Origin of the sequence: Nocardia sp. NPDC006982 (assembly GCF_042869435.1) — a bacterium.
Classification (GTDB): domain Bacteria; phylum Actinomycetota; class Actinomycetes; order Mycobacteriales; family Mycobacteriaceae; genus Nocardia.
This window is the reverse complement of record NZ_JBIAFV010000003.1, coordinates 667,321-683,241: the sequence shown is the minus strand read 5'-3', so window position 1 is coordinate 683,241 and position 15,921 is coordinate 667,321. Positions and strand designations below refer to the sequence as shown.

Genomic DNA, 15,921 nt, shown 5'->3' with positions numbered 1-15,921 from the left:
ATCACAGTCGGAGGAAGCATGGAAAACGCTGGCCGGGTATTGGTCACCGGAGGCACCGGAGCCTTCGGTGCGGCCACAGTGAAGTGGCTGCGGCGAATGGGAGCCGACGTCGTCGTACTGGCGCGCCGGGAACCGGCACGGCCGATCCCGGGTGTCAGTTACGTCCAGGCGGATATCCAGGATGCCGACTCGGTGACCCGGGCGATGCAAGGCTGCAGTGCGGTTGCGCATTTCGCCTGGACGGTTTCGGCGATCCAGACGCCCGAACAGGCCGAGGGAATCGATATCGGCGGCACCCGCAACCTCTTGCAGGCGATGGAGCGCACCGACTGCCGCCGGATGGTGTTCGCGTCGTCGATCACCACCTACGGCGGCCATGCGGATCATCCGCAGCCTTACACCGAGGATGAAGAACTTCGGCCGGCTGCCAGCTTCCTCTATGAGCGGAACAAGGTACGCGCAGAGCGGATGATCGCCGAGTCGAGTGTGGAGGGTGTCAGCGTGCGGCCGACGGTTGTCGTCGGCCGTGACGCCTGGAGTGCTCCCGCGCAGATCTATCGTCAGCCTTTGGTGGTGACACCGGGACGTGAGGCTCGCCTGCAGCTCGTACATCAGGATGATGTCGGCCGGTTCTTCGCCCTGGCTTCGCTGGGTGGCCCGACCGGGGCGGTCAACCTTGTCGCGGACGACCCGGTCACATGGAGCGAAATCGGACGCCTGGTCGGTCGTCCAGTGCTGAATATCGGCAAACGAGCCGCCCGGACTCTGGTCGGACCCATGGGGTGGATTCCCCAGGTACACCAGATGCCCGATCTGCTGGAACTGTTCCTGCATTACCCCCTGGGTGACACCGCACGCCTGAAGAACGATTTCGGATTCACCTGCGCCTACTCGTCCGCGGAAGCCGCCGCGGATATGGCGGACTGGTCGAAGTCCGCTATCTATCTGGGCCCCAAGGCGATCCGCAAACCGCTGCGTTTGGATACCCCGACCGTATTGCCGCCGCGACACGCGTCCGACGACGGGCGCAGCGAGCACATCATCCCGCGTGAACTGGCTGGCGAATTCGACACAGTGGACTCCGATCCCGACTTCCCGGAATGGACTGCCGCGAACCTGTCCGAGGCCTTCCCCGGGCCCATGACGCCATTGTCGCTCGGCGTCGCGCACCGGGTCATGTTCAGCTCGGCCAATATGGTGACGCGCTTGGTGCCGGTCGACGAGCGGGTCGCCGAACTTGTCAGCACGAAACAGGTCGGAGTGATCGGGCATCGGTTGTACAACAACGTCAGCATCATGCACGAACTCGTCACCTCGATCCCCGGGCAGACCCGGGAGGCCTTCGACAACCAAATGCACGGCACGCCACTGCCCGAGGGCTACACGCCGCCGAAGCTCGGTCGGCGCGGAGTGGCGCGACTGATGAAGTTGCTCGCAGGTGCGGGTCCGCAGGCCGCGGGACTGAGTGGTGAGGTGGCCGACATCGAGCGGCGCGCCGACCGTTTGGCTGGGCAGCGTGCGGCCTATAAGGCGCTGACCGACGAGGCACTGTTGCGATACTTCGAACAGGTACTCGATCTGCTCGTGCGTGCATGGGATGTCAACAATGTGAATACCTTCTTGGTAGGTGCGCCGCTGACTTTGATCGAGCAGCGCTATGGGGCGGCCGGTGTCGATGCGGTCCGAGTCGGAACCGAGAACCTGCGCAGCGCCGCTCTGCTGCAGGGAATCCGGGTACTCGCTGCCGAGGCGCGCCGCCAGCCGGCGATCGCGGCCATCATGCGCGAAACAGATCGCGCTGTAGTCGTCGACAAGCTGCGTTCCGAAGCGCCGGCTTTCGCAGGCCGATTAGACGACCTGATCGCGCGTTGCGGCCATCGCGGCCCGGGCGAGACGGAATTCGCCAATCCGGTTTTCGCCGACGCGCCCGAGTTACTGGTGAAAGCGATCGCCAGTGCTCTTGACACGTCGTCGGCTCCTGGTAGCCGTTCGACAGCGCCTCGCGGTCCGCTGGCGCGGACACTCATCAAACTGGCGACCACGTCCATTGCCCGTCGGGAACGCAGCCGAGACGCCTGTATGCGTATCTCCTACGAGCTGCGGTTGATTCTGCGCGAGTGGGGAACACGGCTGTCCGAGCGTGGTGTGCTGACTGCTCCGGGCGATCTGCCCTACCTGTCGCTCGATGAGATCTATCAGCCGCCCGTGGACGCTCGGGAGCGTGTGCAGCGGCGACGTGCCGAACGGGAACGGTTGCGTGCGTTGCCGGTGCCCGTCCACTTCACCCAGTCGTGGCAGCCGGAATCGGCTCAGCAGGACGGTGATTCCGGCATCGAGATGGTCTCCGGCTTGGCGGTGTCACCGGGCGTCGCTGTGGGGCGCGTGCGGATCATGTCCGACGCCGATGACGAGCTGGAATCGGGGGAGGTGTTGGTCGCGAGTGTCACCGACACCGGCTGGACGCCCTTCTTCGGCTGTGCCGCCGCCGTTGTCACCGATATCGGCGGCGCGATGTCGCACGCGGCGATCGTGGCTCGCGAATTCGGCATTCCCGCAGTGGTCAACACGGTGAACGCGACAAAGGTGTTGCGCACCGGGCAGCTCGTTGAGGTCGACGGCGTCGCGGGCACCATCCGAACAATCGAAGCCGCGCCGGTCGCGGATTCCGACACGGAGTGAGTTTGAAATGTCTAATCTCAAAGGCGATTTCGGTCATCGGACCATCGTCGATACGTTCGAGCCGACCGCGGAGGACGGTGATCCGACCCGTACCTATTTCGGGCTGTCGCTGATGTGCACGTGGTTCTATCTCAACTTCCGCGACGCCGACAACAAGCTCCACTTCGCCTACCGCACGGCCCTCGGACTCGAGGGGTCGATGCACTTCACGTGCAACGAGTCCCGAGACGGCGCGCTGCGCAAGGTCGAGATGCCCGCGGGCAAGGAGTTCTTCAGGGGCCCGATTCAGACCACCTCCGATGATGGCGTCTACCTGATGCGCAGCAAGCCCGCCGAGGCTGGATACGCGACCGGGCAGCCGTTCGAACTCGCCCGGTCCGAGTGGTCCGTGGATTACCGCGAGGGCGAGGAGCTGTCGTTCTCCGGTCGGCGGATCGGCCCGGGCATGCAGTTCTACGTGCCGTCTGGACCGACTCCGCTGTTCTATACCTCGCTGCAGCATCGGGTGTCCGGGACCGCATTCGGCAAACCGGCCGAAGGCTTCCTGTGGATCGATCAGTGCTATCTGCCGCCCGGAGTGACCTGGCGCAACAGCGATTTCTTCAAGGGCGTCGAGCTCGCCTGGACCCCTTTCGGTACCGAATACACCGACGGCTCCATCGAGATGGGCCACATCTGTTACGGCGCAAACGGTTTCAACTTCGCCATGGTGGCCACCGATTCGGGTGAGGTGCTGCACAAGACCGACAACGTGAGCGCCCGCGACATCAAGTACAAGCCGAACACCTTCCCTGAGCACATGTACTACGAAGTCGACGGTGTCGACTGGGAATGGACGTGTGTGGATGACGGCGAACTGCCGGACCAGGCCTCCGGCCACGATTTCTATCGCTCGTCGGAGGGCTGGATCCGCCGGGTGGGCGAGACCCGGACTCCGAAGGTCTACCACTCGTACAACGAGTTCTTCCCGCCTGCGATCAGGGCCTGGGAGAGCACCGGACGCATCATCGGCCGCTGAGGACACCAAGGGTATGACACAGATTTTCACGGATCCGCCGACGCAGATTCCGCTCGTCGACTACCTCCGGCTCGGCCCCGAGCCCAGCCTGCAAGGTCGTCGCTGTGCAGACTGCGGCGCGGTATATCTGCATCGCCGCAGCGCTTGCGGTGCGTGCGGTCATGCGGATTTCACCACGCCGCAGGATCTTTCGCGAATCGGTCGCGTCACCGCCGCAACGGTGATCCATCGGGCGCCCAAGGGGGTAGTCACTCCATTTCTGAGCGGCGTGGTCGCGCTCGACGGCGGCGGCGTCGTCCGGGCGACGCTGACCGGCCCGATCGACGACCCGGTAGCGGCGGTCGGGCGGGCCGCCCGCCTGCGGACCGGCGTGGTCGGAACCGACAGCCGCGGAGTCGAAGCGGTCGGATTCACCTTCGAGATCGAGGAGCTGGCGTGACGGAATCGGTGTGGATCGTCGGGGCCGCGATGACCCCGATCGGGCGCTACCCGGACCTCGATGTCGTCGATCTCGGCGCTCGCGCGGCCCGCGAGGCCCTGGGTGACGCCGGTTGCGCCATCGGGCAGATGCAGTTGGTCACCGTGGGTAATGTCTTCGAGTCGATCACCGGTGTCGGTCAGCGCCTGATGCACCAGATCGGACAGACCGGTGTGCCAGTCTTCAATGTGGTCAATGCCTGCGCGACAGGCGCGACCGCGATCCGGACGGCATTGCTGGCGATCCGAGCGGGCGAGGCGGACCTGGCTCTCGCAGTCGGCTGCGAGCAGTTGGGTAAGCGCGGCCTGCTGGCGGCACCGGAAGAGCCCCGCGGACCGGAATTCGCGCCACGCGGCCGTGACGGATCGGTCATGGACACCGAGGGGCTCATTGGCAGCACGATGATGCCGGGCGTTTTCGCGGAGGCGGGCATCCAGTATCTCGCGGAGAATCGTGGTGCGACCGTCGAGCATTTCTTCAAGGTGGCGCACAAGAATCACGCGCACTCGGCACTGAATCCATATGCGCAGTACCGCAAGGAATTCAGCCTCGACGACATTCGTGCCGCCGACATGATCGCCTACCCGAACACCGCGCTGATGTGCTCTCCGACCGGAGACGGTGCGGCGTCCGTCGTCCTGGCCAGCGATGCCGCGCTGGCGAAGCTCGATCCCGCGGTGCGGGCCCGGGCCGTCCGAATCGCGGCGTCGGTGCTGGTATCCGACCCTTGGAACGAGGCTGCCGAAGCTGCATGGGACGTCAACACCATCACCCGAAATGCAGCTGCGCAGGCTTACGAGCAGGCCGGCATCGGTCCGGCCGACCTCGATCTCGTCGAACTACACGACTGTTTCGCCACGGCCGAACTGCTGCATTACGAGAATCTGCAACTGTGCGGGCCCGGTGGCGCCGCTGATTTCCTCGATTCGGGTGCGCCATGGCGGGACGGAAGGATGCCGGTCAACGTGTCGGGCGGACTGCTGTCCAAGGGACATCCGCTCGGCGCGACCGGAATCGCGGGTGTTTTCGAGATCGCCTCGCACCTGCGCGGCGCGGCGGGCGATAGGCAGATCGACGGTGCGCGTGTCGGTATGGCCCATGTTCTGGGCCTCGGCAGTTCGTGTGCGGTGCACATTTTGGAACGTCGCGCCTGACGACGACTACGTCGTGTCGGCCGTGTCACCGAATTTCTCTACAAGGAGGTAAACGAGATGCCGCTCCAGCCGGACATGCACCTCATCTCAGTCGACGATCATCTGATCGAACATCCCCGGGTCTGGGCGGACCGGCTCCCGGAGAAATACAAGGCCCTCGGTCCGCGGATCGTCGAGGTTCCACGCGAGAAGGGCGGGCTGCCGAGTCACGTTTGGGAGTACCAGGGCAAGCGTTATCCGCAGATCGGCCTCAACGCTGTCGCAGGCAAGAGCCCCGAGGAATTCGGCATCGACCCGGCACGTTTCGACGAGATGCTGCCGGGCTGCTACGACCCGGTGCAGCGGCTGGCCGACATGGACCTGGACGGCGTCGAGGCAGCGCTGTGTTTCCCATCGTTCCCCCGATTCGCCGGCACGGTGTTCTTGGAAGGCGACGACCGTGCGGTGGCATTGGCCTCCGTGCAGGCGTTCAACGACTTCGTACTCGACGAATGGTGTGCCGCGGCGCCACATCGCTACATTCCGCTCGTCATCCTGCCGCTGTGGGATGTGCAGGAGTCGGTCAAGGAGATCTACCGCACCGCGGCCAAGGGTGCCCGGACCATCGCTTTCCCCGAGAACCCGGCTCCGCTCGGGCTCCCGTCGATCCACACCGATCATTGGGATCCGGTCTTTTCGGCCGCCGAGGAGCTGAACCTCCCGCTGTCGCTGCACTTCGGGACCTCCGGACAGTCGCCTCGCCCGTCGCCGGAAGGCCCGATGGCGGTGAGCATCACGCTGTTCGGGTGCAACTCGATGTACGCGCTGGCGGACCTGCTGTTCTCCCCGGTCTTCCACAAGCACCCGAAGCTGAAGGTGGCGCTGTCCGAGGGCGGCATCGGCTGGGTGCCGTATCTGATCGAGCGCGCCGACTATGTGTGGGAGCGGCACCGCTTCTATCAGAACGTCAATCAGACGGTGGCGCCGTCGGAGCTGTACTTCAAGCACATCTACTCGTGCTTCATCGACGACCGTCACGGCCTGAAGAATCGGTTCGAGGTCGGGATGGACAACATCCTGTGGGAATGCGACTACCCGCATTCGGATTCGAACTGGCCCAACAGCCGCAAGATCGCCGAAGAGGTGTTCGCCGACATTCCCGACGACCAGGTCCGCAAGATCGTCGAGACGAACGCCCGCTCGCTGTTCAATTTCCCCCGGCAGGACAAGTGACATGAGCATCGAAGTCGAGCCGATTCCCCCGGAGGAAATGCTGGGAGAATCGGACTGGGCCGACGAGGATCTGCTCACGGTCGCCGAGGCTTCCGAGCGTCTGGCCATGGAGGTCCGGTACGCGCGGGTGCGCGCCAAGAAGGCGGCCGAAGTCCTGTCGAGTGACCCGAATCGGGCAGATGCGGCGGAGCTTCGTGGCGTGGTCGACTACGAGAACCAGCGCGCCGACGAACTGATGGCGGCCGCTGAGCGGATTCGCGCCGCTCAGGCTGTCGCGCCGGGACCGTCGTGAGTTCGGCGACAGGGGTGGGTGAGGCGAAGGCGGGCGCGCCACCCATCATCGCGGCCGTCGTGTTCGACATGGGTGGGGTGCTGACGGAGGATCCTTTCACCGCATGCGATGAATACTCGCTGGACCTCGGTCTGCCGGAATCGACCTTCTCCGACCTCATCAGAGACAGCCCGGGTTTCCGAGCGGTGGAAACCGGTGCGTCCACCATGCGGGACTTTTTGAAAGCCTCCTGTATCGAGATTCAGGACCGCTACGGTGTCCGGGTCGACATCAGGCGGCTGGCCGATGCGATGGCGGCCGGTCAGCGGGTCCGGCCGGAAATGGTCGAGCTGATCCGTGAATTGTCCGGAACCGGGACGCGACTTGCGTTGCTCACCAACAACGTTCGGGAAGCGCGCGCGTGGTGGCGCAGCGGCGTGTTGCCGATCGACGCCTTCGAGGTCGTGGTGGACTCATCGGAAGTCGGTGTGCGCAAACCGGATCCGCGAATCTTCGCCGAAGTGCTCAAGCGCCTGGACATGCATCCGGCACCGGTCCTGTTCGTAGATGACACGCCGTCCAATGTTTCGGCGGCGCATGAGGTCGGGATGACTTCGGTGCTGTTCACGAGTCCGCAGCAGTTCCGATCCGAGTTGGTGGCGCGAGGGGTGCTGCCCGCCTGAGACTGCGGCCTGGGAGGCAGTCGCGCAATTCCCGTCCCAGGTCGCTACCGCCCGTGATCGTTGTTCGACGGTCACGGGCGGTTTTCGTTTCAGAGGACCGTCACTGTGCCGCGGCCTCCGTCGACGAGTATTCGATCGCCGTCACGGACGCGGGCGGTGGCATCGGCCAGGGACACGACACATGGTGTTCCCAGTTCGCGGGAAACGATGACGGCATGGCTGAGCACGCTGCCGGTCTCGACAACAATGGCGGCCGCGACGAGCAACGCGGGAGTCCACGCCGGATCGGTTGTGGGGGTGATCAGAACATCACCGGGCAGGACTCGGTCGACCTCGCCGCTGTCGTGCAAGATGCGGGCGCGCCCGATGACCGTGCCCGGGCTGCCCGCCAGCCCACATATGGTCTCGCCGGGCTGAGCCCGTACGATTGTGTCCGCATTCGTTCGAAGGGGCCATTGCGACAGCGGCGGGGGAGCGGTGTCGATCACAAATGGGGGCTCGAGCTGACGCAACTTCTCGAAATTCTTTGTCCGCTCGTTGATCACCGTTTCGAATGAGGCGGGATCGGCAACGAAGTCGTCGAGTTCCTTGTTGTGCAGCATAGCGATATCGGCACCGTCGTCCAGGTGTCGTCGGCCGAGTTCGCGTAGTGCCAAGCGCATTTCGTTGACGAGGATCATCAAATTGGTCTTGCTGCGCTCGCGTCCGGCCAGGTAGAGCGCCGAGACGCGCAGGCCCGTGTCCAGCAGTCCGATTGTCGCCGAATCAGGTTGAGAAGCAAGGAATTCAGCGCGAAGTTGATCGTGCTCGGTCACGTACCCGGGGTCGCTTGGCTTTCGATCGTCGGGAGCTCTCCGCATGCCGTTCAGCACCCAGAGCACCAGTTCTGGCCGGGTCTGCCAGGAGTCGGCGCCGGGATCCCATTCGGCTGGCCCACGGTACCCATATTCGGCAAGATAGTTTTGCAGCCCGGCGCGGAATCCATCGAAGCCGTTGTCAGCCTCGTCACTCATCAGTGTGGTCACTGCCGTGGTGCCGCCGCTCTCGAATGCGTCGATGACGCGCGGCGACCGCCGCGCTATCCGGGACAGCTCCCACAGCCCGTGCACCGGTGCTACCGAATCGACTCCGCCGATGCCGGAAACGAACCCGACAACGAGCGCTTCGCGGTCGACCGCGGCACATGCGCGACGCAGCATTCCGTCACCGGCACCAGCACCGGTCGACATGAGCACATGTCTGGGGTAGATCTGCCGGACGGTCTTCGCGATATCCCGGGCGCGATCGACCAGCGCGCGATCCGACAACGCGGTCAGGTCGCCACGCGTGGCGCGAATCCGGCGGACGAGAGCGGCATCCTCGTCGAGCTGCGGCAGCTTCGTCACCCGCAATAACGAGTCCATTTGTGCCCGGATCGAGGCGTGCCGTTCGGGCGCTTCGTCGGCCGGGTCGACACGGTATGGCGGTACGTCTGAATGCTGTCCGAGCAGCAGTCGTTCCATCGTTTCCGGCGAAGTGCCGGGTGTGCGCGCGGCCCGCTTCCGCAGAATGGACAAATTGAGCATCAGGTAGCCGCCGAAACAGCCGTAGATCGTATCCAGGCCATCGCTCTCGTCGAGACCGAATGCCCCAGTATCAATGTAGGCGTCCACGGTGCCGGGAGTGCACCCATGCTGCCACAGCAGCGTCCATCCGAGAGGTGTCAGCGGCGCTGACGCGACTTCACCGGCGTTCGCACGAGTGAACAGCGGATACTTGGGGTTTACGACTGTGTCGGTAAGCCAACTCTCCAGTGCAGTTCCTTTGATAGCTTTGCTAAAAATATAACCACGTCAGAACTTCCTGGATGCTGGCATGGCGCGAAATTGTGATAGCCGCCCGGCGCGGGAGCGGAGGGGCTGCGGGCCGCCAAACGCCTCGTGGCTGCGGGTGCTAGGTGCTGCCGGCCGATCCGGCTGGCGACGGGTTCAGCGCGCTGACCTGTAACGTCGGGCCTGTTCACCTATGGCGAAGTGCCCATGGCTGAGCGAGTCGAGTAGTTCCGGCGACGATCGCGAAACGGTTCGGTTATGTCGCGCGGCTTGTCAGCGCTGGCGTTATTCGGCCGGTTCGAGGATGTGCCAGTCGATCGGCTCGCTCATACGATGGGTGGTCGAGAAGCTGAAGCTCGAACTCGCGAGATGGCTCGCGTAGCCTTCTTAAATATATAACCACGTGATATCTTTCTCTCAAAGCAACAGTTCGCGCGAGGAGGCACTTCCGGTGACAGCAAGCGTGACGGACGGTGCGGCGGTTGGGTCCCGCCGAGCGATACCGGCGGTCACTGTCGATGACGAACCCTTCTGGAAATCCGGGGCCGACGGTGTGCTGCGCATGCAGTTGTGCCGCTCGTGCGGCAAGTATCAGCATCCGCCCTCGCCCGTCTGTTTTCGCTGCTTGTCCCGGGACGTGGCTTTCGAGCCGGTCAGCGGGCGGGCCACCGTGTACACGTACACGATCAACCATCAGCAGTGGAGTCCTGATCTCGAGGTGCCGTTCGCGGTGATCATCGCGGAGCTGGTCGAGCAGTCCGGGCTCCGATTCGCCACCCGGCTGGTCGACATCGAGGATTTATCGCAGGTGCGCATCGGTATGGAGGTCGAGGTTCGATTCGAGCGAGTCGACGGTGATCTGTACATTCCGCTCTTCGTCCCAGTTGGAGGTGCCGAATGAGCGGTTCGCGCCCGGAGCAACAGGCCGTCGTCCGCGGAATAGGTGCTTCCCAGATCGGGCGCCGGCTCGGCCGTAGCGAGCTCGACCTCACACTGGAGGCATGCCAGGCGGCTATCGCCGACGCGGGGCTGACCCGCGACGATATCGACGGCCTGGCGACTTTCCCCGGTGGTGGCTTCGACACACCAGGTCTCGCCGGACCTGGCGCCTTGGAGGTCGAGGCCGCCCTCGCCTTCCGAACCAATTGGACCTACGGCGGTCCAGAGGGGGGCCAGCTCGGCGGGTTCTTCTCCGCATGCCTGGCGGTAGCCACCGGCTTGGCCCGGCATGTGCTCGTGTACCGGACCGTCGGCGAGGCAACCGCGCAAGGCGGCGCCGGCCGCGCCGGCACGGTGCTCTCCGGGGGCAATGCGCCGGTCACAGGTTTCCGGCGTTGGCTGGCACCGTTCGACGCGCACTCGCCCGCGAACTGGATCGCGCTGTATGCACAGCGGCACATGCACGAATTCGGTACGACACGAGAGCATCTCGGGACGATCGCGGTCAACAACCGGCGCAACGCGGGCCGCAATCCAGAGGCTGTCTACCGGTCGCCCATGAGCCTCGATGACTACTTCTCCGCCCGCATGATCTCCACTCCGTTCGGAATGTACGACTGTGATGTGCCCTGCGATGGCTCGGTAGCCTTCATCGTCTCGCACGTCGATACCGCCGACGACGGTCCGCGCCCGGCCCTCGGTGTCGAATCGCTGGGTTGGGCGATGCGCCATCGCCCACTGTGGGATCAATGGCCCGACATGACCGAGATGGCGGCCTGGGACGCGGCGGCGCATCTGTGGGAACGCAGTGACCTGCGGCCGGCCGACATCGATCAGGTACAGCTCTATGACGGATTTTCCTTCCTCCCGCTGGTATGGCTGGAGGCGCTCGGTTTCTGTGAAAAGGGCCAGTCCGGGCCATCTCTCGACAGCGGTCGACGTATTTCGCTCGAGGGTGAATTGCCGCTGAACACCGGCGGCGGCCAACTGTCGGCTGGGCGCCTGCACGGTTGCGGCCTGCTGTACGAGGCCTGTATCCAGTTGTGGGGGCTCGGCGGCGACCGGCAGGCCGGTAATCCGCGTGCAGTAGCGGTCGGTGTCGGAGGCGGGCCGACCGCGGGTGCGACGGTGCTGGTGCGGCGATGACCGGTTCGACAAATGGATCCGTGGTCCGAGCGGCCGGAAAAGTCGATGTACTGATCATCCGGCATGGTCTGCCGGTGCGCGTCGAGAACACACCCCGGCCGGACCCGGCCCTCAGTCCATCGGGTCTCGAGCAGGCGAAGGCCGTAGGTGTTTGGTTGGCAGGTGAACCGATCACCGCTGTGTACAGCAGCCATCTGCTCAGGGCTGCCGGAACGGCGAAACCGCTTGCCCGACTGCTCGAGCTTCCGGTGATCACGGACGCCGATCTTGCCGAGTTCGACTTGGGTGGCGACTATTACATTCCGCTGGAGGAGATGCGGGCTCAGCAGGATCCCCGGCTGGACCGATTCCATGCCTGGATCAAGAGCTCTGAGGCGCCTGCGGTCCTCGACAACTACCAGGCTCGGGTCATCGCCGCGCTGGAGCGGATCGTTCGCGCGGACAACGGTGGCGTCGTGGCTGTCTTCGCGCACGGGGGAGTGGTCAATGCCGCGGTACGTAAGGCTCTCGGGCACCCGGAACGCAACATCGTCGAGGCGGCCTATGCGTCGATCACGAGGCTACAGATCACTGTCGACGGACCGTGGAAGTTGCAGTCCTTCAATGAAATTCAGCATCTGCGCGCAGTCGTGCCGGTGTACTGAGCGCCACGCGCGGTGCAGGAAAGCAAGGAGAGTTCGATGACATTGCACGACGACGGGAAGGTCTACATCGAAGTAGGCGTCAACGAGGTCGTGTCCAAGGAGGACAACCCCAACGTGCCCTACGGGGCCGATGAGGTAGCCGCTGACATCGTGGACGCGGTGCGTGCGGGCGCCACCGCCGTCCACTATCACGCTCGCTACGCCGACGGTCGGCAGGCGTGGGTTGACGACGAGGTGTCTCGCCAAGTCCTTTCCATGGCAGCGCGTGACGTCGACGTGCTTGCCTACCCTAGCTATCACGGCAGTCTCGACCACATCTGGGCGCTCGCCGAGCGTCCGCCGGCGGGGACGCGGCTGTTGCTGGCGCCGTTCGACCCGGTTCAGCACGTCAAACGGGTGCTGTGGCTCGAAGAGGAGAACCGATTCGGTGTGGTGAGTTTCGGCCCGGACGATCCGAACAACTCCCGTCCGCCGTATCCGCCCGAGCTCGACCGATTCCGTGAACTCGGGCTGATTCCGAATATCGCCGTGTTCAATGCGGCGGACATGCGTTGGGTGGCGCTCGCGGCGCGGATCGGGATCTTGAGCCAGCCGCTCAACATCAAACTGTTCTTCTCCGATCGATGGGTCTCCAACAATGACCCCGATCCGGACGTGATCGACTTTCTGCTGTCACGTATCCCCGAGGGGATCGATCACGAGACCGTTGTCGTTCCCTACGCGATGAGTTCGCCCGAGCGGTGTGAACAGCTGTGGGATCGCGCGCTCGATCGGGGGCTGGGAATTCGCGTCGGCATCGGTGACTGCCCGTGGGCATTCCCGACGGCCACCAACCACGAGATGGTGGAGCGCGCAGTGGATTTGGTGCGTGCCCGCGGTCTGGAACCGGCAACGGCGGCGGATCTGCGCGCGCGTTGCGGAGTCCCGGCTTCGGCACAGGTGGTGCCGTCATGAAGGTCTCGGTCGACCGCGAGTTGTGCGCGGGACACGGGCAGTGCTTTGCCTTCGCGCCCGAGGTTTTCGAACCCGATGAGGATGGGTTCTGTGTGGTCCGCGTTCCGGTGCCGAATCCGGAGCTCGCCGATGCTGCCCGCACGGGCGCGCAGGCGTGCCCCGAACGGGCCATAACCGTGGACGATTGAAACCGGCCCGCTAATTATATAACCTGGTTACATATTAGGTCGGATCTAATCGAATGCCGACCGAAAGACCATTGGAGGGAACGGATGTCCGGAACACCGGCCCGTGATGCGAGCGAAATGCTCGATGTCTTCACACCCGTAGTCGACCCGTACTCCGCGCTCGCCGCGGCGCACGAGCGTTGCCCGGTAACCCACGGCCTGTCCGGCAGTGTTGTCGTCACCGGATTCGAGAACGTCTCGCGGGTCTTCCGGGATGCCGAATCGTTCCGTAGCCAGCTCAAGCCGCCGACACCGGGTATCGAGCCGTCCCTGGTACACATCGACGGCGCGGACCACGACCGGCTACGCAAGCTGGTGGTCAAGGCATTCACGCCGAAGGCGGTCAAACGTCTCGAGGAGCCGACCCACGAGATCGCGAACTCACTCATCGATAGCTTCGTCAACCGTGGCAGCGCCGACATGTGCGCGGAATTCGCGTTCATTCTGCCCGCCATGGTGATCGCCGAACTCGTCGGTATCCCGGCGGGCGACCGCAGCCAGTTCGTGAAGTGGGCCGATGACGCGATCGCCCATGCGACGCCGGGCAAGGAAGGCTACGCATCGTCGGATGCCGAGCTGCGCGAGTATGTCGAGCAGATCATCGAGCAACGCCGCACCGAGCCCGGTGAGGATCTGCTGACCGCGTTGATCGAGGCTCACGACGGCGAGGACCGGCTCAGCACCGGCGAACTGTGCGCGCTCGTCCGCCAGCTGATCCTGGCAGGTACGGATACCACTGCCAACCTGATCGGATCGATACTCCATTTCCTGCTGTCCGACCGGTCCCGTTGGGAGCGGTTGCGCGAGGACCGGTCTCTGATTCCCAACGTGGTGGAAGAGACCTTGCGTTGCGAGCCACCACTGTTTTGGGTGCCGCGCATGTCGCACACCGATATAGAGGTCGCCGGGCAGCTTATTCCGGCCGGAACGCTGGTGTGCAATGCGGTGGGCAGCGCCAACCGCGACCCCGCGATGTGCGAAGACCCCGACACCTGGGACATGGACCGGCCGGCGGCACGGAACCGTAGCCACCTGACATTCGGCTTCGGCGAGCATTTCTGCATCGGATCGTCGCTGGCCCGGCTGGAGGCAACCGTCGTGCTCGAGGTACTGCTGGACCGACTGCCGGACATTCGGCTGGCAGGCACCTACGAATTCCGGCCGCACGGTCCCATGATGATGCGAGGTGTTGCCGCAATGCCAGTCGTCTTCGACCCCAGGCCCGCCGCATGACCGCCCTGCGTACCCCGTCGCGGGAACTGCTCATCGACGGTGAAATGGTCCGTCCAGCGGATGGAGCGACGCTTCCGATCACCGATCCGTCGATCGGTGAAGTCGTTCGCGAGGTATGGCTCGCAGGCCCGGCCGAGGCAGAGACTGCGATCGCGGCGGCGCGGCGCGCTTTCGACGATGGCCCGTGGCCGCACCTGTTGCCAGACGAACGGGCTGCGGCGCTCACCCGACTCGGCGAGCTGATCGAGGCGAATACCGCGCTGTTCACCGAACTCGTCGAGACCGAGGTCGGCACTCCCCGGCTGATCGCTGAAGCCGGCCAGGTGCGCCGACCCATGGACCATTACCGCGATATGGTCGCTCGCGGCGCGCGGGGACTCGACCAGGACCTGGCCGACCTGCCGGGACCGCCGCACTCGCGCCAGCTCATCGCCCGTGAGCCGCGCGGCGTGGTTTCGGCGATCACACCCTGGAACGCACCGCACCTGTTGAACCTGTGGAAGGTTGCGCCCGGACTTGTTACCGGCAACACTATGGTGCTCAAACCTGCCTCCGAGGCACCGGGTTGTGCCTTGCTACTCGGCGAGCTCGCGCGCGAGGCAGGTATCCCGCCCGGGGTCTTGAACGTGATCACCGGTGGCGGCGACGTCGGCCGGATCATGGTCGGAGATCCTCGGGTCGACATGATCGCCTTCACCGGCTCGTCGGAGGTCGGCCGCAGCATCGCGGTCACCGCGGGTGTATCGCTCAAGCACACCCTGCTCGAACTCGGTGGCAAGTCGGCACTACTGGCGCTTCCGGATGCCGATGTCGGATCGCTCGTGGCCGCCGCGATGCGGTTCGTCACGCTGGCCGGACAGGGCTGCGGTCTGCTCACTCGGATCCTGGTGCCCGACGTCCTGCACGATCAGGTTGTGGCCGCTTTCATCGCCGCGCTTCGTAAGGTTCGTGTCGGCTCGGCTCACGATCCCGACATGATGATGGGGCCGGTCATCAGCGCAAAGGAACTCGGCCGGATCGAGGCGAGCATCGAAGCCGCGGTCGCGGAGGGCGCCTCGATTGCCTTCGGCGGCAACAGGCCGGATCTCGCCGAGAACGGTTTCTTCCTCGAGCCGACGCTGCTGGTCGACGTGCGCAATGACACGACCGCCGCGCGGGAGGAGATCTTCGGCCCGGTGATCTCGGTGATCCGCTACAGCGGCGATCCGGACGAAGGTGTCGCACTCGCGAACGATTCGGAGTACGGACTCGTCGGTGCGGTGTGGACCCAGGACATAGACCTCGGTGTGCGGCTGGCACGGCGTATTCGGGCTGGACAGGTCCGGGTGAACGCGACCGCGTCGACAACCGAAGGGCCGTTCGGCGGATATAAGCAGTCGGGTGTCGGACGGGAATGCGGTGATCTGGGAGTAGCCGAGTACACCGAAGTGAAGTATCTCGGCTGGGGTTGCTAGGTCGCCCGGCGACGGTCG

The 15,921-nt window shown here is 64.7% G+C and carries 15 protein-coding genes; 14 read left to right on the top strand and 1 reads right to left on the bottom strand.

Annotated features, from left to right (window positions below; translation table 11 throughout):
- The first annotated feature begins 18 nt into the window (after positions 1-18).
- Genes ACFYOW_RS16550 through ACFYOW_RS16520 form a run of 7 tightly spaced genes read left to right on the top strand, consistent with a single transcriptional unit; the run spans position 19 to position 7,495 of the window.
- Entirely contained in the window at positions 19-2,679 is a 2,661-nt protein-coding gene (locus ACFYOW_RS16550) for an NAD-dependent epimerase/dehydratase family protein (RefSeq protein WP_387288649.1), read from the top strand.
- A 7-nt stretch (positions 2,680-2,686) separates the two neighbouring features.
- Positions 2,687-3,697 (top strand): hypothetical protein, encoded by a 1,011-nt coding sequence (locus ACFYOW_RS16545; RefSeq protein WP_387288647.1) that lies wholly within the window; start codon positions 2,687-2,689, stop codon positions 3,695-3,697.
- Positions 3,698-3,710: 13 nt separating this feature from the next.
- Positions 3,711-4,136, top strand: a complete 426-nt coding sequence (locus ACFYOW_RS16540) for a Zn-ribbon domain-containing OB-fold protein (protein ID WP_387288645.1) — start codon at positions 3,711-3,713, stop codon at positions 4,134-4,136.
- Entirely contained in the window at positions 4,133-5,329 is a 1,197-nt protein-coding gene (locus tag ACFYOW_RS16535; protein WP_387288643.1) for a beta-ketoacyl synthase N-terminal-like domain-containing protein, read from the top strand. Before ACFYOW_RS16540 ends, ACFYOW_RS16535 begins: the two co-directional genes overlap by 4 nt.
- A gap of 57 nt (positions 5,330-5,386) precedes the next feature.
- Positions 5,387-6,541 (top strand): amidohydrolase family protein, encoded by a 1,155-nt coding sequence (locus ACFYOW_RS16530; protein ID WP_387288641.1) that lies wholly within the window; start codon positions 5,387-5,389, stop codon positions 6,539-6,541.
- 1 nt (position 6,542) lies between these two features.
- Positions 6,543-6,833: a hypothetical protein gene (locus ACFYOW_RS16525; RefSeq protein ID WP_387288639.1), complete on the top strand. Its 291-nt coding sequence runs from the start codon at positions 6,543-6,545 to the stop codon at positions 6,831-6,833.
- Entirely contained in the window at positions 6,830-7,495 is a 666-nt protein-coding gene (locus tag ACFYOW_RS16520) for an HAD family hydrolase (protein WP_387288637.1), read from the top strand. The genes ACFYOW_RS16525 and ACFYOW_RS16520 overlap by 4 nt, the downstream gene beginning before the upstream one ends.
- Positions 7,496-7,584: 89 nt before the next feature.
- Here ACFYOW_RS16520 and ACFYOW_RS16515 read toward each other — a convergent pair whose 3' ends face one another.
- Positions 7,585-9,147 carry a PEP-utilizing enzyme gene (locus ACFYOW_RS16515; protein WP_387288635.1) on the bottom strand — a complete coding sequence of 521 codons (1,563 nt, stop codon included), beginning with the start codon at positions 9,145-9,147 and terminating at the stop codon, positions 7,585-7,587.
- Between the two features lie 610 nt (positions 9,148-9,757).
- Here ACFYOW_RS16515 and ACFYOW_RS16510 point away from each other — a divergent pair.
- The 7 genes from ACFYOW_RS16510 (at position 9,758) to ACFYOW_RS16480 (ending at position 15,903) form a co-directional block, all read left to right on the top strand.
- Positions 9,758-10,207, top strand: a complete 450-nt coding sequence (locus tag ACFYOW_RS16510; RefSeq protein ID WP_387288633.1) for a Zn-ribbon domain-containing OB-fold protein — start codon at positions 9,758-9,760, stop codon at positions 10,205-10,207.
- The gene (locus ACFYOW_RS16505; RefSeq protein ID WP_387288631.1) at positions 10,204-11,391 is read left to right on the top strand and encodes a thiolase family protein; all 1,188 of its coding nucleotides are present in this window, start codon (positions 10,204-10,206) and stop codon (positions 11,389-11,391) included. Before ACFYOW_RS16510 ends, ACFYOW_RS16505 begins: the two co-directional genes overlap by 4 nt.
- Positions 11,388-12,035: a histidine phosphatase family protein gene (locus tag ACFYOW_RS16500; protein ID WP_387288629.1), complete on the top strand. Its 648-nt coding sequence runs from the start codon at positions 11,388-11,390 to the stop codon at positions 12,033-12,035. The genes ACFYOW_RS16505 and ACFYOW_RS16500 overlap by 4 nt, the downstream gene beginning before the upstream one ends.
- A gap of 36 nt (positions 12,036-12,071) precedes the next feature.
- Positions 12,072-12,989, top strand: coding sequence for a 3-keto-5-aminohexanoate cleavage protein (locus ACFYOW_RS16495; protein ID WP_387288627.1), 918 nt, complete (start codon positions 12,072-12,074; stop codon positions 12,987-12,989).
- Complete coding sequence (locus tag ACFYOW_RS16490; RefSeq protein ID WP_387288626.1) at positions 12,986-13,177, top strand: ferredoxin; 192 nt, start codon at positions 12,986-12,988, stop codon at positions 13,175-13,177. Before ACFYOW_RS16495 ends, ACFYOW_RS16490 begins: the two co-directional genes overlap by 4 nt.
- Before the next feature lie 84 nt (positions 13,178-13,261).
- A complete protein-coding gene (locus ACFYOW_RS16485; protein WP_387288624.1) occupies positions 13,262-14,449 on the top strand; it encodes a cytochrome P450 in 1,188 nt (395 codons plus the stop codon).
- Positions 14,446-15,903, top strand: coding sequence for an aldehyde dehydrogenase family protein (locus tag ACFYOW_RS16480; RefSeq protein ID WP_387288622.1), 1,458 nt, complete (start codon positions 14,446-14,448; stop codon positions 15,901-15,903). The genes ACFYOW_RS16485 and ACFYOW_RS16480 overlap by 4 nt, the downstream gene beginning before the upstream one ends.
- Positions 15,904-15,921: the final 18 nt, after the last annotated feature.